The sequence below is a fragment of the Cupriavidus sp. GW822-FHT06G04 genome (assembly GCF_058799075.1).
Window position 1 is genome coordinate 36,837 of the sequence record NZ_JBXALD010000020.1, and the last position, 17,129, is coordinate 53,965.

Annotated in this window: 18 protein-coding genes and 1 pseudogene; 11 read left to right on the top strand and 8 right to left on the bottom strand. The window is 59.2% G+C overall.

Annotation, left to right across the window (positions count from 1 at the left end):
* Positions 1-30 precede the first annotated feature (30 nt).
* Positions 31-555: a c-type cytochrome gene (locus AC1RKI_RS28875; RefSeq protein ID WP_011229400.1), complete on the top strand. Its 525-nt coding sequence runs from the start codon at positions 31-33 to the stop codon at positions 553-555.
* A gap of 94 nt (positions 556-649) precedes the next feature.
* On the opposite strand, the gene AC1RKI_RS28880 is transcribed toward AC1RKI_RS28875, so the two are convergent.
* The 5 genes from AC1RKI_RS28880 to AC1RKI_RS28900 form a co-directional block, all read right to left on the bottom strand.
* Entirely contained in the window at positions 650-1,126 is a 477-nt protein-coding gene (locus AC1RKI_RS28880) for a cupredoxin domain-containing protein (protein ID WP_011229401.1), read from the bottom strand.
* Positions 1,127-1,197: 71 nt separating this feature from the next.
* Positions 1,198-2,115: a copper homeostasis membrane protein CopD gene (copD, locus tag AC1RKI_RS28885; RefSeq protein WP_008652092.1), complete on the bottom strand. Its 918-nt coding sequence runs from the start codon at positions 2,113-2,115 to the stop codon at positions 1,198-1,200.
* A 6-nt stretch (positions 2,116-2,121) separates the two neighbouring features.
* On the bottom strand, positions 2,122-2,508 hold the full coding sequence (gene copC, locus AC1RKI_RS28890; RefSeq protein ID WP_008652096.1) for a copper homeostasis periplasmic binding protein CopC: 387 nt from the start codon (positions 2,506-2,508) through the stop codon (positions 2,122-2,124).
* A 43-nt stretch (positions 2,509-2,551) separates the two neighbouring features.
* On the bottom strand, positions 2,552-3,490 hold the full coding sequence (locus tag AC1RKI_RS28895) for a copper resistance protein B (protein WP_492919066.1): 939 nt from the start codon (positions 3,488-3,490) through the stop codon (positions 2,552-2,554).
* Between the two features lie 388 nt (positions 3,491-3,878).
* Positions 3,879-5,723, bottom strand: a complete 1,845-nt coding sequence (locus AC1RKI_RS28900) for a copper resistance system multicopper oxidase (protein WP_011229403.1) — start codon at positions 5,721-5,723, stop codon at positions 3,879-3,881.
* Positions 5,724-5,926: 203 nt separating this feature from the next.
* On the opposite strand from AC1RKI_RS28900, the gene AC1RKI_RS28905 reads away from it, so the two are divergent.
* Genes AC1RKI_RS28905 through AC1RKI_RS28915 form a run of 3 tightly spaced genes read left to right on the top strand, consistent with a single transcriptional unit; the run spans position 5,927 to position 8,546 of the window.
* Complete coding sequence (locus tag AC1RKI_RS28905; protein WP_008652575.1) at positions 5,927-6,613, top strand: heavy metal response regulator transcription factor; 687 nt, start codon at positions 5,927-5,929, stop codon at positions 6,611-6,613.
* Positions 6,610-8,001, top strand: coding sequence for a heavy metal sensor histidine kinase (locus AC1RKI_RS28910; protein WP_008652574.1), 1,392 nt, complete (start codon positions 6,610-6,612; stop codon positions 7,999-8,001). Before AC1RKI_RS28905 ends, AC1RKI_RS28910 begins: the two co-directional genes overlap by 4 nt.
* Positions 8,002-8,051: 50 nt before the next feature.
* Positions 8,052-8,546 (top strand): hypothetical protein, encoded by a 495-nt coding sequence (locus AC1RKI_RS28915; RefSeq protein WP_011514844.1) that lies wholly within the window; start codon positions 8,052-8,054, stop codon positions 8,544-8,546.
* Positions 8,547-8,570: 24 nt separating this feature from the next.
* On the opposite strand, the gene copK is transcribed toward AC1RKI_RS28915, so the two are convergent.
* Together copK and AC1RKI_RS28925 are read right to left on the bottom strand one after the other, a co-directional pair.
* Positions 8,571-8,855 carry a periplasmic Cu(I)/Cu(II)-binding protein CopK gene (gene copK / locus AC1RKI_RS28920; protein ID WP_008652571.1) on the bottom strand — a complete coding sequence of 95 codons (285 nt, stop codon included), beginning with the start codon at positions 8,853-8,855 and terminating at the stop codon, positions 8,571-8,573.
* A gap of 29 nt (positions 8,856-8,884) precedes the next feature.
* Positions 8,885-9,229 (bottom strand): Cu(II)/Cu(I) resistance protein CopM, encoded by a 345-nt coding sequence (locus tag AC1RKI_RS28925; RefSeq protein ID WP_133428603.1) that lies wholly within the window; start codon positions 9,227-9,229, stop codon positions 8,885-8,887.
* 541 nt (positions 9,230-9,770) lie between these two features.
* Between AC1RKI_RS28925 and AC1RKI_RS28930 the strand changes: the two genes are divergently transcribed.
* From AC1RKI_RS28930 to AC1RKI_RS28945, 4 genes and pseudogenes are all read left to right on the top strand, one after another.
* Positions 9,771-9,908: a four-helix bundle copper-binding protein gene (locus AC1RKI_RS28930; protein ID WP_111733881.1), complete on the top strand. Its 138-nt coding sequence runs from the start codon at positions 9,771-9,773 to the stop codon at positions 9,906-9,908.
* A 148-nt stretch (positions 9,909-10,056) separates the two neighbouring features.
* On the top strand, positions 10,057-10,926 hold the full coding sequence (locus AC1RKI_RS28935) for a c-type cytochrome (RefSeq protein ID WP_008652570.1): 870 nt from the start codon (positions 10,057-10,059) through the stop codon (positions 10,924-10,926).
* Positions 10,927-10,993: 67 nt separating this feature from the next.
* Complete coding sequence (locus tag AC1RKI_RS28940) at positions 10,994-11,347, top strand: hypothetical protein (protein ID WP_008652569.1); 354 nt, start codon at positions 10,994-10,996, stop codon at positions 11,345-11,347.
* Between the two features lie 624 nt (positions 11,348-11,971).
* A pseudogene (locus tag AC1RKI_RS28945) lies at positions 11,972-12,622 on the top strand (acyl-CoA dehydrogenase family protein); the annotation flags it as partial.
* A gap of 431 nt (positions 12,623-13,053) precedes the next feature.
* Here AC1RKI_RS28945 and AC1RKI_RS28950 read toward each other — a convergent pair.
* Positions 13,054-13,680, bottom strand: coding sequence for a tyrosine-type recombinase/integrase (locus AC1RKI_RS28950; RefSeq protein ID WP_008652562.1), 627 nt, complete (start codon positions 13,678-13,680; stop codon positions 13,054-13,056).
* Between the two features lie 136 nt (positions 13,681-13,816).
* On the opposite strand from AC1RKI_RS28950, the gene istA reads away from it, so the two are divergent.
* The 3 genes from istA to AC1RKI_RS28965 all read left to right on the top strand — a co-directional run bounded on the left by istA (position 13,817) and on the right by AC1RKI_RS28965 (position 16,624).
* Complete coding sequence (gene istA / locus AC1RKI_RS28955) at positions 13,817-15,328, top strand: IS21 family transposase (RefSeq protein ID WP_150982957.1); 1,512 nt, start codon at positions 13,817-13,819, stop codon at positions 15,326-15,328.
* Positions 15,321-16,133, top strand: a complete 813-nt coding sequence (istB, locus tag AC1RKI_RS28960) for an IS21-like element helper ATPase IstB (RefSeq protein ID WP_134275085.1) — start codon at positions 15,321-15,323, stop codon at positions 16,131-16,133. Before istA ends, istB begins: the two co-directional genes overlap by 8 nt.
* Before the next feature lie 104 nt (positions 16,134-16,237).
* Complete coding sequence (locus AC1RKI_RS28965) at positions 16,238-16,624, top strand: hypothetical protein (protein WP_492798437.1); 387 nt, start codon at positions 16,238-16,240, stop codon at positions 16,622-16,624.
* Positions 16,625-17,129: the final 505 nt, after the last annotated feature.

The window sequence follows — 17,129 nt, forward strand, 5'->3', positions numbered from 1 at the left end:
GGCGGCACCAATGCCGCCAGACAATGCTGCATGGAAGAATCCAACAAGCCGCGCTGGAGGATCATCGGCCTCCTGGGGTTAGGTACCGTCGCCGCGACGGTCATCGCGCTGCAGGCCAAACGCTATCTGGAGACACCGCAAATCCCCGATCGGGCACGGAGTGGGCGTGAATTGCGCATCGACACATCGGATTTACAGCGGGTGGAGCGAGGCAGGCAGCTATATGCGCAGGCATGTGCGGCGTGCCACGGTGCCAAACTGGAAGGGCAGCCGAACTGGCGCGATAGGCTGCCAAGTGGGCGGCTGCCGGCCCCACCACACGACGCGTCAGGCCATACCTGGCACCATGCGGACGCGATACTGTTCTCGCTCACGAAGAATGGATTGGTACCAGGCGTCTCTGCGCCGAGCAATTATGTCAGCGACATGCCGGCCTTCAAGTCGTCGATGTCAGACGAGGACATCGTTGCAGTACTGGCCTACATCAAAAGCACCTGGCCAGAGAAGATGCAGGCCGCCCAGCGCGAGGCGACCAACGAGTACATCGGTCGCTAGCCTGTCGAGAAACAAGAACGGCCTCCATGCCTGTCGTCATCACAGGTTGGAGGCCATCGGTCAGTTTGGCGGGAGTGGTTAGTCGCGTGCCGCGCTATTTTCTCACAACGACCTTGCCGACCATACCGGCTTCGAAGTGGCCGGGCACCAGGCAGGCGAAATCGACCGTTCCAGGCTTTTCAAACCGCCAGACGAGAGTTCCCTGTGCGCCCGGTGCGAGCGTGAGCTTGTTCGGGGCAGCGTGCTTTTCGCCGGCCATCTCCCGCATCATTTTTGCATGCTCTTTCAGTTCGGCCGTCGTGCCGATCACCATCTCGTGCTCGATCATCCCGGCATTGCGTACCTGAAACCGGATGGTGTCACCCGCTTTCACCGGGATCGCGTCGGGCGAGAATCGCATGGTGTCGTTCATCGTGACGTCCACCGTACGCGTGGCCTTGGCACTAACGCCAGGTTGTCCTGCGACCGATGCAGCCGGTTTGCGCGTGGCCGAGCTGTCATTGCTCGGGGCGGCTGTCGCCAGCGACGGTACAAAGGCCACAGCGATGAGAGAAAGCGCGAGTGTCTTCATGGCGAACCTCGGTGGTGGGATGTTAGGGATGGGCCGAGTCGGATCGACTCAGCCTCTGAATTGGACGGGTCTTACATTTGCATGGGGGAAAGAATGCCGAGCGATGCAACCAGAATCAGGATCAGCGTCGCGGCGCCGGTCTCGATCGTCAGGCTGCGTTGCAGCGTGCGTACGGCGACCACGTGATCCCCGGTGCGAACCGCATGTTCAAGCTGCGGGCTGAGATGGAAACGGTTGGCCGCTGCGAGCAGCAGCATGATGCCGAAGAGTGCTAGCTTGAATAGCAGCAGGCCACCGTACGACGCCAGGCTCAGTTCCGGCAGTTGCAACCCAATAATCATCCAGTAGTTGACGACGCCGGTGACCACCAGGGTGGCAACCACCATCGTGCCGACCTGGGCGAATCCATTGGACGTCCGGCTCAGTAGCGCCACCTTGTTGGGGGTTGCGGCCGTGCGGGACAACACAACGAAGGCAATCAGGGCACCGAACCATGCGCCGGCTGCGATCAGGTGTGCGATGTCTGATGCAAGGTGGATATAGCCCTTCACGCCGTCGTCCATCGCGCCGTGCCCTCCCCACGCCAAGGTTGCCAGCGCGAACGCGGCACCGCCTGTTATGGCGCTGAACTGGGACAGCGGCCGATTACGCAGGAAGAGCGCGGCGAGCAGACACAGGAACAGGGCAACCACACGAACAATCCAGGCCGTACCGAACGCGGTCCCGGTCACAATCATCTCGAAAACGTGGCCTTGAAGTTCCGTGTACGAAGCGGCGCCCGTCATGCCCTTCGCCATGACGGCGATGTTCACGAACGACAGGACGATACCGAGCGTTGCGGCCACCTTGCAAAGAGTTGCAAAGGAGGCACCGATCGGTGACCGCCGCTCCTCCTGGCGCAATGCATACAAGGCGAACAGCGGAAGGCCAAACAGCGCTGCGAGATCTAGATAGAGTGCGAAACGCACTGCGACAGTTGCCCAGTCCATTGCAGCTTACTTGACGGTGAAGGTGATATTGCCGTTGATCGGATGGGTGTCGGACGACACAGCGCGCCATTCCACACGATAGTTGCCGGGGCTGAGCGGCTGCGTAGGCGTGACCACCATGGTCTTGGGATCGTCGCCGCCGGCGACCTTTGCTGCGATCTTCATCGGCGAGTGGTCAGCCATGCCCGGCATGCCGGTCATCAGCAGATTTGCGCCTGAGAACTGCGTCGAAAGATTCTCCGAGAACTTCAGTTCGATCTTTTGGGGAGCGGCGACTTCCGCCTTGTCAGCGGGTGTCGATGTGAGCAGCTTCGGGTGCGCAAAGGCCACGGAGCTGACGAGCAATGCGGCAGCCGCGAGGGTCGCACGAATAGTGAGGCGTGATGCTTGCATGAAAAACTCCAATTGCTGGTGGGGTGAGAAAGGATAAAGACGATCAGAACCACATGCGAATACCCGCGACGAAGCGCGTCTCGCCGCTGCGACCGCCGGAGGCTCGGACCATGTTTGCGGTATTGCCAAAGCTTTGCGAGCGTTCGATACCGATGTACGGCGCAAACTGCCGGCTAAATTCATAGCGCAATCGCACTCCGACAGCGCCGCTGGAAAGGCCACTGCCGATACCGATTTCGGGGTCGTTCTTGCCGTACAGGCTGGCTTCCAACCTGGGCTGCAAGATCAGCCTCTGGGTCAGCAGCAAATCATACTCACCGGAAAGGCGCAGCGCGGTTCGTCCCTCGGTGCCGACATAGCCGGTTGCCTCGACTTCGAACCAGTAAGGCGCCAACCCTTGCACACCGAACGCAAGCCAGTTGCGTGCAGGGCGCCCATAGCCGGCGTCGTTCCGGACACCCAGTTGGGTGTCCCAATACGTGGCAATGGCGTGTCCCCACAACAGTTCGGTGCGGGCTTCGGGAACCTTGCCCTTTTCCACCTCGCCTTCTGCCTTGATCACGAACTTGTTGAACGCATTCCCAATCCACGCCTGCGCTTCGTAGGATGCCGCATTGCTTTCGTTGCCTTTGGTCCATTCAAGGCGATCAACGAGAACGGACGCGAAGATATGTTCGTCCGCCATATGCAGCGACCGGCTGGGGCCAATCGCGTATTGGCCGACGCCGAGCTTTGCGCCGTCGGAATAAGCATCTGGATCTCTGGCGTCCGGCGGAGCGCTTCCACCCTGCATCTGCATGGCGCCATGATCCATGCCCTGCATTGAGCCCTGGTCCATGCCTTGCATTTTGCTGTGGTCCATGCCCTGCATTGAGCCCTGGTCCATGCCTTGCATCTTGCTGTGGTCCATGCCCTGCATCGAGCCCTGGTCCATGCCCTGCATCGAGCCCTGGTCCATGCCCTGCATCTTGCTGTGGTCCATGCCCTGCATCGAGCCCTGGTCCATGCCTTGCATCTTGCTGTGGTCCATGCCCTGCATTGAGCCCTGGTCCATGCCTTGCATCTTGCTGTGGTCCATGCCCTGCATCGAGCCCTGGTCCATGCCCTGCATCTTGCTGTGGTCCATGCCCTGCATTGAGCCTTGTCCTGCGCTCGGCGTTGAGCCCTGCTTCTTCGCGGTTGGGGCTGTCGCCTTCTGGGGGCGTGAATCCGGCGTTGCTTCGTTTGCCGGCGCACCATCGTTGTTTGAACTGTTGGGCGAATGCGAGTGCTGTGCCCACGCGGCGCTCATTCCTGCAGTGAGCAGGGCGGCGACTGCAATTCGTGTGTACTTGTACATGGGATCTGGTAGTCGGTTGAAGAGAGTCGGATCAGGCCACAAGTACTTCGCGGAACATCCCGGCATCCATGTGCAACATAAGGTGGCAGTGCCATGCCCAGCGGCCCAATGCGTCGGCGGTTACCAGGAAGCTGATCCGCTGCGCAGGTTGGACCGGAATGGTATGTCGCCGGGCCTGGAACGAACCGTCAGGCGACTCGAGCTCACTCCACATGCCGTGCAGGTGCATCGGGTGAGTCATCATCGTGTCGTTGTGCAGAATCACGCGCAGTCGTTCACCGTACTTGAAACGGACCGGTGTGGATTTGCCGTACTCAACACCATCGATTGACCAGGAGTAGCGTTCCATGTTGCCGGTGAGGTGCAGTTCAACTTCCCGAGCAGGACCGCGCTTGTCGAGGGGGCCGCCAATGGTATGTTGATCGGCCAGCGTCAGAACGCGGCGGCCGTTGTTACGCAGACCGATGCCAGGGTCGTCGAGATTCGTTCTGGCCATGTCCACGCGCATGTCCGTGTTCGCGCCATATTCGGTCTTGGCGTGCCGAGCCTTCGTGCTGGGGACCTTGAGCGAAGCATCCATGGCCATGCCGCCCATCGCGTGCTGGCTATGGTCCATGGTCATGGCCCCATGGTTCATGCCAGCCATGCTGCCTTGGTTCATGCCGCCCATGTCCATCTTGCTGTGGTCCATGCCACCCATGCCACCCATGCCACCCATCATGTCGCTCATGGTGAGCCACTCGGGCTTGTCCACGGCCGGCACCTGGGCGTTGAGTCCTGCGCGCACCGCGAGTGTGCCGCGGGCGTAGCCAGTGCGATCCATGGATTGGGAGAAGATCGTATAGGCGTCGTCTCGCGGTTCCACCAGCACGTCGTAGGTCTCGCCGGGACCAAAGCGGAACTCGTCAACGCTTACGGGTTCCAGGTTCTGGCCGTCGACTTGAATGACCTTGAGCTTCAGGCCGGGAATACGTACGTCATAGAACGTATTCCCGGACCCATTGATGAACCGCAGGCGTACCTTCTCACCGGGCTTGAACAAGCCAGTCCAATTGCCAGCGGGGGTAACGCCATTGGTCAGATAGGTCAGTGTGGCACCGGAAAGATCCGCCAGGTCGGTCGGATTCATCCGCATCTCGTTCCACATCTTGCGCTTCTCGAAAGCGCTCTTCACACCGTCGTTTGAAACGTCGCGGAAAAAATCGAAGACGGTGGGCTTGATGTAGTTGTAGTAGTCGCTCTGAACCTTCAGTTTCGACAGGACTCGCATGGGGTCCTCGTCGGTCCAGTCCGAGAGCAGAATGGTGTAGTCCCTGTCGGCTCGCACACCGTCCACGCCGGTGGCCGGATCAATCACGATGCCGCCATACACACCGGTCATTTCCTGGAAGCCGGAATGCGAGTGATACCAGTAGCTGCCGGTTTGTTCGACCTTGAACTGGTAGGTAAATGTCTCGCCGGGGGCGATACCGGCAAAGCTGATTCCCGGTACGCCGTCCATCTGGAACGGCAGGATGATGCCGTGCCAGTGGATTGACGTGTGCTCGTGCAAGCGGTTCGTGACGCGGATCGTCACGGTGTCGCCTTGCCGCCAGCGCAACGTCGGACCGGGAAGCATCCCATTGATAGTTGTCGCCACCCGCGGCGTACCGGTAAAGTTGACAACCGATTCGGCGATGACAAGGTCAAACTCCGTCCCCGTCAATACCGGGGCGGTGCCGGATGAAGCGCTTTCGGGGAGTCCCGATGATTGTGCCCACGCAGTTCCGCCCAAAGCACTCAGCCCCGCCATTACCCCGCCGGCGGCCAAACCTTGTACGAAACGGCGGCGTGGCAGGTTGGGCAGCAAGATGCCAGACAGTCGATCACGTCGCATGAAAATAGTCCTTTTCGCTTGAATGGCCGCTTCGGTTTTTGCGGCAGGTCAAAGAGTAGCGAGATGCTGGCTACCGACGACTTACCTGAACATTACATTCCGGACAGGTTGGGGTCACCTCGGTGCGTACTGGGTAGACTACGCCGAAGATAAAAATTTGTATTAACAAAACCCGGCCGATCGCGTTGGGAGGAGGTTGGGTAATGAAACTGCTGGTAGTGGAAGATGAAGTCAAGACGGGGGAGTATCTCCGGCAGGGCCTGACCGAGGCGGGGTTCGTGGTCGACCTGGTCGCCAATGGACTCGATGGTCAACACTTTGCGGTCAATGAAACCTACGATCTCATCATCCTCGATGTCATGCTGCCCGACGTCGACGGATGGCATATTCTGCATGCCATCCGCGCGTCAGGGAACGCGGTCCCGGTCTTGTTTCTGACGGCGCGAGACAGTGTTGCCGATCGCGTGCGAGGCCTCGAGCTCGGCGCGGATGACTATCTGGTCAAGCCATTTGCCTTTTCGGAGCTGCTTGCCAGGGTCAGGACGCTGCTGCGTCGAGGCGCGGTGCAACTAGCGATGGACCGGATTCAAGTGGCCGATCTGATTCTGGATCTGAGCCGGCGGCGAGCGTCTCGCGGTGGGCGACGCATCACGCTGACCAGTAAGGAATTCGCCTTGCTCGAGTTGTTTGCGCGTCGAAGGGGGGAGGTGCTTCCCCGATCCCTCATTGCCTCCCAGGTGTGGGACATGAACTTCGATAGCGATAGTAACGTGATCGACGTGGCGATCCGGCGCCTGCGGGCAAAAATCGATGACGGCTTTGAAGTAAAGCTGATCCAGACTGTGCGCGGCATGGGATACGTCCTCGAGGCACCTGAGGATCCTCTATGAGGCACCGTCTGTCCCTGACTGTTCGGCTGACCATCCTGTTCTCGCTTTCCTCCGCAGTGGTCCTGCTCGGACTTGGCGTGCTTATCTGGCTGGCGATGGACCGGCACTTCGCCAACGAAGATTTTGTGGTGCTGGGGGACAACATCCGTCTGATTGAACGCGTCGCGGATGAAACTCCTGTGGAACGTCTGCCTGCGCGCCTGCAGGAGTTGGTGGAGCACCATCCCGGCTTTGTCGCACGGGTGCAGACCGCGCAAGGCAAGACGATTTTTGCCACGCGGGATTTCGATTTCAGGCCGGCGGAGAGCGCTACGAACGAGGGGCCGAACTCCGAAGGCACCTTCGTGTGGCAGCAGGAAACCAAGCACTACCGCGGCATGCGAGCGGAGGTGCCCGTTTTAGGCTCGGATGTGGGCGCCTTGAAAGTGGTCGTCGGAATGGACACGGAGATTCATGCACACTTTATGCATGCCTTCCGCCGGTCCTTGGCTTTCTATACAACGCTCGCTGCTTTCGCTAGCGGCTTGCTGGGCTGGTGGGCTGCGCGCCGCGGTCTGGCGCCACTGCGCATGATGGCATCGCGCGCTAAAGATGTGACGGCGAACCGATTGGATGCGCGCATGCCGGTGGCCGCGGTGCCAGTCGAGATGGCGGATCTCGCGGCGACATTGAACGCGATGCTCGAGCGTCTGCAGAACGATTTTCAACGGTTGTCGGAATTTTCGTCAGATCTGGCGCACGAGTTGCGCACCCCGATTACCAACCTCATGACGCAGACACATGTCGTTCTGTCCCAGCCGCGTGACGCCGCAAAGTATCGCGATGTGCTGACCTCAAACGCCGAGGAATTGCAGCGTCTTGGACGGATGGTCTCGGATATGCTGTATCTGGCAAAAATGGAGCACGGCATCACGCTGCCCAATGAGGAGTCGATCGATATTGCCGATGAAGTGCTGGCACTCTTCGACTTCTACGACGCGCTGGCCGAGGACAAGGGGGTCAACCTGCAACTGCAGGGGAACGCCAAATTAGCGGGCGACCGTCTGATGATGCGTCGGGCGCTCAGCAACCTCTTATCCAATGCGCTGCGTTACACCGCGGAGGGTCGTCAGATCCTGGTGTCTGTACGGGAGCACGGAACTGATGCCATGATCGTGGTGGAGAATGAGGGCGAGGAAATCCGGCCGGATCTGCTTCCTTACATTTTTGATCGGTTTTTTCGGGCAGATAAGTCCAGGACGCGACTGGATTCGGACAGTGTCGGACTGGGACTGTCGATCACCAAGGCGATCGTGGTTGCGCATGGCGGAAAAATTGCCGCGGACTGTTCCGGCGGAAAAACCCGTTTCACCATGACGTTCCCGCATGGTCGCCTCGGACTGACCTGAGGCCCGCGCAAGGGCCTCGCGCACAGCAGCGCTGCCTGGGGTGGGCTGCCGTGCTGGTCAGCTTGCGCCGCGAGGCGGAAGCAAGTGACCCGATGGGCTTTCAAATCTTACTGCAGTGGAGGCAAGCGTTGCGTCGAATTAGATATGGAATCGTTGGGCTGGCGAGCTTATCGGGGCTTGTCGCTCACGCACACATCATCCCCATCCCGGACGTGCAACCTGCCGCGGCCGCCTATCTGGCGCCGGGCGCGTCGGGAAAGACATGGCCGGCGACGGAGTGGGTCGTGGAGGTGGACCGTCTCGACGGCCAGCCTGCGAGCCGTGCCGTCCGGACCGGTGAGTCGGTTTCGCTCAGCTTGCGAAACCTGGGTGAAAAAAGCATCGACGTCGCTGTCGTGCTATCGCAGAGCGAAGCCATGACGCCAATGGCGAATAGTCAGCCCGTGACGATTCATTTGCTTGCGGGGGAACGGCAGGAATGGAGAATGCAGGCAACGAGGCCGTTGCGGATTTTCGTTTCTGCATCCCCCGAGTGGGCGAAGTAGGGCGCGCAACGCGCCCTGGCAGCATCAGCCCCCTTCGCTGTGGCCCTTCCTGAGGGCTTCGTCGAGCCTGAAAATCTCGTTGCCCTTCATGATGATTTTCGTGCCATCCCTGGTCTCCATGACCTTGCCTTCCGGCATGTTCATGGACTTGCCGAACTTGTTCTCCATGCCCATCTTGCCGTCCTTGAAAACGTGCACCTTCGAGCCGTCCTGCAAATCGTAGGTTTTAACGACATTGCTCATATCGACCGCCGCCGCACTCAGCGATACGGCAGCAATGAAGGCTCCGACCATCAGTTTTTGTTTCATCGTTTAGATCTCCAGGTTATGGTCCTGCACTAGGGCGCATTGGGTCCACCATGTTGTGGAACAACAGGTTCAGTGGACCTTGTCTTCTTGTCATCTTCGCAACCCGCCTGTTGACTGTCCGGTGCAGATGCCGGCGTCGATCGGTCCGGCGGCTGGCTCGTCGCCTTCGGCGGCGTAACATGCTTCATCGAGTGATGCCGGGGATTGGCCGCCAACACCAATAGCTGGACCTCATCCCCGTCGTCGCGGCGTTCGGCCTTGATGCCATCAATGCCCAGTCCAGTCGGTGTCTCGGCAACCCATGCCAGTTGTATTGCCCACACCTGTCCCGGCACAAGGCAGATGGCTGCGCCAACGGACAAGAGGAGTGGCATGCCTGCTTTCATTCGCATCCTGACATTACAAGTAGCGGATGGGGCGTTCGAGAACTGTCTTTTCAATTTAATTTTATTCCCGGACCCGAGCAGCGGGCCGTATAGAGCGAAAATGTAATCCTCCCGAAAGATTGATGTTAACGAGGTAACACTGGCGGGGAAGAAATTGAAGATACAGTTTCATACGGTAATGAATACAAATCTTTTCCTGCGTTGATCGCGCCAATGCAAAGGCAAACGTCTGGAGCTTGGATTGGATATTGAAAAATTTAAGAGCATTGCATCGCTTCTGATGCGGTAATACTTGAAGCCGCTCTGAAAGAACTATGTCATGTGGCGGTTAGATTCCCGTCATTTAACGATTGGATGCGCATTCTTCGTGGATGCGCGTGGGCATTGCGGCGTGGCAGCGGATTTCACCTGTGGATTCAACCGGTCAACGCAACAGCTTGATGGAGTCGTTCAGCCGGCGTACCGAAGTTTAGTGTCTTGCGCGGGCGTTCATTGAGACGCCTCGCTACAGCATCGAACTTGATATCGGGTGCGTGCAGGCCTGCGCATTCGCAGCGGCGATGGTGGCCTCAGAAAGCCCCAGCACGCAAGGGAGATCTGTGCGCTGTGTGCCACGATTTGCGAAAGGTGCGAGAAGGAATGCAGCAAGCACGGTGCGTCGCATTGACTTGTCAGTTTTGCGGCGTCTGCAATGCGAGGGACTCAGTACGAGGAGTTAACCGGAAACTGTCGGGGGGATTACATTGAGATCCGGCGCGATCCTTAGGCCTCACTTGACGGTAGGATCTCGCTTGGCCTAGCCGACGACGCCATCGTTGGACACTAATGCGTCGCAGGGTGGCGGGAACGAAGCGTTTGGCGTGGACGTGGTGGCGAATGCGAATTACACTCATTTCCGAATGAATATCCGGGGTGCCTCCATGTTTTGCCGAGTTCTGAGCCGTTGGCCGATTGCACTGCTGCTGACGATCAGCGCGTTGTTCACGAACTTTGTCCACGCCGCGGAGGCCTTCGACGCCAAAGCCCGGCAGATTTGGCAACTCCTGGACTACGTCGCGGTTGACTACGGCGGTGCGGTGGACGATGGCAAGGTGCTCAATGGATCCGAATATGCGGAGATGCAGGAGTTTGCGGCCACAGCGGAGCGCCAACTGGGAGAGTTGCCTCAGGGTCCCGCCACTCAATCGCTACGCGAGCAGGCAGCGTCATTGCGCGAGGCAGTCGCGAACAAGGCCACAGCGGTTGCCGTGGCGCAAATCGCCCACGAACTCGCGGCCGCTGTACAGCGCGCGTACCCTTTTCCAGTGGCGCCTGCCAAAGTACCCGATCTAAGTCGGGGCGCTCAGCTGTTCCAGGCGCAGTGCGCAAGTTGCCATGGCGCGCAGGGGCGTGGTGATGGGCCGCTGGCTGCGACGCTCGATCCGAAGCCAACCGATCTGACCGATCATCTGCGCGCGCAGGAGCGAAGCCTCTTCGCGCTGCATCAAGTGCTCAGCAACGGTGTTACCGGCACCGCCATGCCAAGTTTCGGCGCGCTGCCAGACGACGACAGGTGGGCCACTGCCTTCTTTGTCGGGTCGCTGTCGTACACCGGTGATTTCGCGTGCCGAACTCTACGTCAGCGAGCCGTTTGCCGATCCGACGCTCCCTGCGTTCTCAGCGCAGATGAGACAGGTCGGGCATGATTTGCAAGACTCGACCGTTCGGTATCTTGCGACCAGATTTTCGTGGCAGGCTTAAGGAAACGTCCCTATGAATCCGGATATCTACCGCGCGCGCGAGGCCGAGGCGCAGGCCGCGCTGGACGCTGCGGCCGACTACCAACTCACAGCACACGCGACCGCGCGCGGCGCCTTGCGGGCTATTGATCTGGACGGTGCACAGGCTCTAATGGGCCAGTCTGGCGGATGGATTGCACTGGGCAACGCAGCTGCTGTCGACCTCGCTGGTAATCAGGCTGCCGCGGAATTTGCCGAGGCGCTGGCGCAGCGCGATGCGCCCGACCCCAACGACGATCCCTACGGCCGGAATTTGGGTCTGGACCGCGACGCGTGGCTGCGGGAAATGCTGCACCAGGCCGGCGGCCTTGTGGGCGGCTACCTGTAGGTAAAGGGCGCCGATGGACATACGAGTCGCCGCCCGTGGCCGACAGGATGGCAGCAATGCAGAAAATCTTCGTTGACGCGCTCGCTGCACGCCCCTTCATGCAGCTTGGCAATCGTGAGAAAACGCCCCTGTGACCGGAAGCGCCACGCCCGAGCGTGAGAACACGGGCCGATCTGGCATAATCCACGGCAAGGTTGCTTAGGTCAGGGGCGGTTGCGGGCAGTTCGACCCTGCTGGGTGCCTCATACCTGGTCTTTTATTTTCTCCTGCTGGTGGTGCTTGACTTCGTCAAGCTGCGCGGTATGACAAATATTAACTCGACATCAACTGGTGTCGGAAAGGCCGAAGGTGAAGGTATGGGCAAAAACTCTCTGGATTTCGTGAAGCTGTCTGTGTTGTCTGTGTTGGAAACGATTCACGGGCTGGGTATGAGTGCACTTGTGGCTGTAGCGCTGCCCTAAGCAACTTTGGCAAAAGCCGCCTCCGGGCGGCTTTTTTTTACGCCACCGCCTCCATGCCGATGGAACAGCAACCGTCAGGTGCCAACTCCGGCCACTTCAAAGATCTCAGCGAAGTTCTTGCGATCCCTGTCCTTGTCCTGAGTCGTCTCTGAATTGGCTTGGACTTGCGATGTGCGTCACGGACCCCGACAAGGGCAACGAAGGCATCTCCGCGATCTTTATCGATCTGGACAGCCCGGGAGTGACACTCGATACCGCCTGCGTGCCCATCACCGGCCAGTACGTGGACGCCGACATCATCCTCGACAATGTCCGCGTGCCACGCTGCAACTGCATCGGCGGCGAAGGCAACGGTTTCCGGCTTGCGATGAACCGGATCAGCCTCAACCGCCTATTGCACTGCCCGACCATGATCGGCCTGGCCCGCCAGGCGCTGCGCTTGTCCATTGACTACGCGAACACGCGCCGCCAGTTCGGCGGCCCGATCATGCGATTCCAGGCCATCCAGCACATGCTGGCGGACATGGCGTCCAGCCTGTTTGCCTGCGAGAGCATGGTGCTGGCTGCCGCGCGCCGTGCCGATGCAGGCAGTGACGTCCGCATGGAGGCGTCGATGTGCAAGCTCTTCGTCTCGGAAGCCTGCTTCCAGATCGCGGACAAGGCCGTGCAGATTCATGGCAACGTGGGTGTCACGAAGAACCATCCGGTCGAGTTCATCTTCCGCAGGCTCCGGCTATACCGCATCGTCACGGGAACCAGCGAAATCCAGCGTAACACGATCGCCAAGGAAATCCTGCAGAGGCATGGGTCTTGAATGCGCACGTGCAATCCTGATCGCGACGTCCACGCCAGCATCAAGCGGGGTCAACAGGCTGTTCGCCGAGAACCGCTTCGGCTGCGACCTCTGGATGCATGTCAACATACCGTGCGGTCATCCCACCCGAGATGCATCGCGCCGCAGGTTGCCGGAACTGCGAAGCGACCCGCGTTGCGCGTCAATCCTGCGAATCACTGGCCTCGTGGCTTGACTTGTCCAGTGCTTTCTAATATTTGCTTGCAACGTGCGTAATTGGTGCGACGGGATGCGCGGAGGGTGGCGGATTCTGTTCGGCGTCTCCCCGACTTGGTTGGGATTCAGGTACAGAGGCGTCTACGTCCGGAATGAGGGGAGTTCGGTCACGAACGTCTACCAACCAAATGGCCCCTAATGGCCGACAAGCGACCGCCTGCCGGCCGATGTAAAGGTCAGACTTCGGTTTGCTCTGCAATCTCCAAAGCGTCATCAACCTCAATGCCCAAATACCTGACGGTGCTCTCGAGCTTGGTATGACCGAGGAGCAGTTGGACGGCTCTTAAGTTCTTGGTCCGTCGGTAGATCAAAGAGACCTTCGTTCGCCGGATTGAATGCGTCCCATAAGCGGAGGTGTCCAGGCCGATCGAGGCTACCCACCGATGGACCAATCGGGCATATTGTCGGGTCGATATATGGGGCGAAGAATGCAAACGACTGGGGAAGAGAAAGTCGCCGCAGCTCAATCCCCGTGCATGTATCCAGGCCTGGAGGCATTCGCGAGTCGGGCCAGTAATCTCAAACTGCACCGGTCGATGGGTCTTTTGCTGCATGACCGTCGCACGCATGCCAACTTGTCTTCCTACGCTGACATCCTGAACGCGGAGACGGATCAGATCGCAAGCGCGCAGTTTGCTGTCGATGGCGAGGTTGAACATCGCCAAGTCTCTCGTGTTTGCGGTGAGCTGAAGGCGCGTACGGATGGCCCAGATCTCGGATAGCTTCAACGGAGGTTTCTGCCCCGTCAGTCTTCCCTTGTTCCACGGGTCGTGGTGGGTGACAGATGTTTGGGAGGTAGTCATGACTAGCTCCTAGAGTTGATGGGAGTGTTGATGTGCACGCAAAACTGACCCACTGCCGTACGTAGTTTTCATCGAAATTTGACCCACGTGTTCCAATGCCTGCTCGATGCCGAGCAGGAGAACCGGAGTGATTACGGTGAACATGTTGGCCAAAATCAGGCGGATGCACTTCCGCGACGGCGTTCCGCTCAGAGACATCGCTAGGCGCACGGGACTATCTCGAAACACCATCCGCACATGGCTGCGCAAGGAAGGCAGCGGCGAGCCAAGCTACCCGAAGCGAGTGAGCCCAAGCGTTGTGGATGCCTGGGCAGAGCAAATCAAGTTATGGCTGAGGGCCGATTTGCATCGCCCCAAGCGCGACCGCCGTACAGCCCTGCAGATTTACGAAACTTTGAGGGCTAATGGCTATGACGGAAGCTATGGACGAATCAGCGCTTTCGTTCGGAACTGGCGCAAAGCGGAAAAAGATGCGCCGTCTCGCAGCGTGTTCGTGCCAATGGCATTCGAGTATGGCGAGGCATTCCAGTTCGACTGGAGCTGCGAGTATGCGTTTGTAGCGGGGCTTCGAAGACGACTGGAAGTCGCCCATACCAAACTGGCGGCAAGTCGAGCGTTCTGGCTTGTCGCCTACCCGACGCAAAGCCATGAGATGCTGTTCGATGCGCATGCGCGCGCCTTTGCTGCATTCGGCGGGGTGCCGCGTCGCGGCATTTACGACAACATGCGTACCGCTGTCGATAAGGTCGGGCCAGGCAAAGTTCGGTCCATCAACGCCCGCTTCCATGCGATGTGCGGACACTATCTCTTCGAGCCCGAGTTTTGCAATCGCGCCGCGGGTTGGGAAAAAGGGATAGTCGAAAAGAACGTACAGGACCGCAGGCGCCAAATCTGGCACGAAGCCGCCCTCATGCGCTGGGAATCTGTTGAGGTTCTCAACGTCTGGCTGAGCCAGAGATGTGAGTCAGCTTGGCGCGAACTCCGGCATCCTGAATGGCCGGAGTTGAGCATAGCCGATGCGTTGCAAGACGAGCGTCAGAAGCTCATGCGCAACCCGAAGCCGTTCGACGGATACATCGAACAACCGGTAAGGGTATCGAGTACCAGCCTGATTCACTTCCAGCGCAATCGCTACAGCGTCCCTACTGCGCACGCCAACCACGTAGTCAGCTTACGCATCTACCCGTCGTATCTTAGTGTCGTCGCCGAGGGCGCCGAGGTGGCAAGGCATCCACGTTGCTTCGAGCGATATCAAACCTTCTACGACTGGCGCCACTACATACCTTTGGTCGCACGCAAGCCAGGTGCGCTGCGCAATGGCGCACCGTTTGCGACGATGCCGGAACCAATGATTCGCCTTCAAAAGCACCTCTTGAGGCAAGAGGGTGGCGACAGGGTCATGGTACAGGTGCTCGCCGCAGTCCCTATCCACGGCGTCGAAGCCGTACAAGTGGCAGTCGAGATAGCTTTGGAATCTGGCCGTCCTAGCGGAGAGCACGTCCTCAATGTGTTGGCCCGCCTGAAGTCCATCAAGAGACCTACCGTAGACGGCGTGAAGACATCCCTCAAGCTTCAAGAGGAGCCTGCGGCAAACGTGAGCCGCTACGAGCGGCTGAGGTCAACGCAGCGGGAGGATGGACATGTCTAACGAGACCGTCGCTCAACTGAAGGCGCTCAAGCTACACGGTATGGCGCAGAGTTGGCCGGAATTATTGGTTCAGACCCGTCATTCTGGCTTTGAACCCGAGCGAATGATGGAGCTGTTGCTGCAGGCCGAGCTAGCGGATAGACAAGTCAGGTCGATTGCCTATCAGATGGCAGTCGCCCGATTCCCCGCGCACCGAGACCTCGCCGGCTTCGACTTCAGCCAATCCAATATCGACGAGGTGCTGGTACGAGAACTTCATACGCTGAAGTTCTGTGAGTCAGCGCAAAACGTCGTATTCATCGGTGGCCCTGGAACAGGCAAGACCCATCTGGCGAGCTCGATAGGGATTGAGGCCATCCAGCAGCACACGAAACGAGTGCGCTTCTTCTCCACGGTGGAGTTGGTCAATCTCCTGGAGGCGGAGAAAGCGGCAGGCAAGCCGGGGCAGCTCGCACATCGTCTCATGTATGTGGACGCGGTCATCCTGGACGAGCTGGGCTATCTACCCTTCACCCAAACTGGCGGCGCGCTGCTGTTCCACCTGTTCTCGAAACTGTATGAGCGTACTAGCATCATCATCACGACCAATCTCAGCTTCACAGAATGGGAAAGTGTGTTTGGTGACGCAAAGATGACCACTGCGCTGTTAGACCGATTGACGCATCACTGCCACATCGTCGAAACAGGGAACGATTCGTGGCGATTCAGGCATAGCAGTGCAGCAGAAAGGAAGAAGCCCCAGACCCGGAAAAACAGCCAGAAAACGACAACTGCAGTGCCAGAATCTACACCAGAGGAGCTGTGACCATGAAGCGAGGGTGGGTCAAATTTAGATGAAAACGGCGGGTCAGTATTCGATGGACATCAACAGGGCCGCTTGCCGATGATTGGAAAGGGAAATACCAGCACGTGACGAGGCCGCTAACAGCATGGGCCAGCGAGTTTTGCCAAGTACGCGGGCAGTCCGCGCACGGCCTCTCGCGCGAGGTGCGCCGCTTCGTCTGGCCGGTCCACACGCATCTCGCTTTCGCCTCCATGTTGTTTCCCTTGGCGTTCAAGAAAACACTCGCCGATGCCGGCCGTTTCGAAATATCAGAGGGAGACTTGCAGCGTATGCGGCAGATTGACGCCTATGTGTTACATGACCCATTTGCATTCGACTTCACGATGGAAACTGAAGACAACAAGCACCCGTGGTGCGAGCTCGATACCGAGCACACCTTGCGTGCCATGATCGAGCAAAGCATGCGGGAAGTGATGGTGGGCAAAAGCCCCGGCGCCGACACCGAGGCTTGAGGGGAGAAGTGTCCCGCGCACCGTTCATTGCCGCGCGTTGCCGTTTGAAAGGGGAGCGGCATGCGCGGGACGGCGTTGACCATAAGACAACCGGTCGGTCTACTATCGAGCGGCGCCCGCACTGGCAGGCAGAACTCGCCGGGGCGCCATCGGCAAGAGTTCGGCAGCTCGACGCCGTCAAGATCGAGACGCGGGCCAGTCCCTTACATGCTGGCGACCCCCGCGATAGAGATAAAGGCCAGCCGAGCGCCCGCGCCGCCTATGCGAACAGCAGCGCGGGGGGCTGGCTACGTTGTCCGAGGCCGATTCTTCCGGGGCGAAATCGAGGTTCGCGGGATAGAGGCTTCGGCAGGCGCGATGTAGGAGGGTGCATCGATTTCTTGATAAACCCCCTATGACCGAAAGCTAGACTTGGGTAGCTGTTCCAGGGCGGTTTCAAGTGCGAAGTGCAACACCCCTCAGTTATTGAACAGGAAGCCGGTCCGTGGGATTGGCCAGAACCTGA

Coding starts and splice junctions, on each gene's coding strand:
- copC (WP_008652096.1), bottom strand. CDS start 2,508: ATGCAAGCATCACGCCTCACTATTCGTGCGACCCTCGCGGCTGCCGCA.
- AC1RKI_RS28940 (WP_008652569.1), top strand. CDS start 10,994: ATGAATCCGGATATCTACCGCGCGCGCGAGGCCGAGGCGCAGGCCGCG.
- AC1RKI_RS28905 (WP_008652575.1), top strand. CDS start 5,927: ATGAAACTGCTGGTAGTGGAAGATGAAGTCAAGACGGGGGAGTATCTC.
- copK (WP_008652571.1), bottom strand. CDS start 8,855: ATGAAACAAAAACTGATGGTCGGAGCCTTCATTGCTGCCGTATCGCTG.
- AC1RKI_RS28925 (WP_133428603.1), bottom strand. CDS start 9,229: ATGCCACTCCTCTTGTCCGTTGGCGCAGCCATCTGCCTTGTGCCGGGA.
- AC1RKI_RS28950 (WP_008652562.1), bottom strand. CDS start 13,680: ATGACTACCTCCCAAACATCTGTCACCCACCACGACCCGTGGAACAAG.
- AC1RKI_RS28880 (WP_011229401.1), bottom strand. CDS start 1,126: ATGAAGACACTCGCGCTTTCTCTCATCGCTGTGGCCTTTGTACCGTCG.
- AC1RKI_RS28900 (WP_011229403.1), bottom strand. CDS start 5,723: ATGCGACGTGATCGACTGTCTGGCATCTTGCTGCCCAACCTGCCACGC.
- istB (WP_134275085.1), top strand. CDS start 15,321: ATGTCTAACGAGACCGTCGCTCAACTGAAGGCGCTCAAGCTACACGGT.
- copD (WP_008652092.1), bottom strand. CDS start 2,115: ATGGACTGGGCAACTGTCGCAGTGCGTTTCGCACTCTATCTAGATCTC.
- AC1RKI_RS28895 (WP_492919066.1), bottom strand. CDS start 3,490: ATGGACCACAGCAAGATGCAGGGCATGGACCAGGGCTCGATGCAGGGC.
- AC1RKI_RS28875 (WP_011229400.1), top strand. CDS start 31: ATGGAAGAATCCAACAAGCCGCGCTGGAGGATCATCGGCCTCCTGGGG.
- AC1RKI_RS28910 (WP_008652574.1), top strand. CDS start 6,610: ATGAGGCACCGTCTGTCCCTGACTGTTCGGCTGACCATCCTGTTCTCG.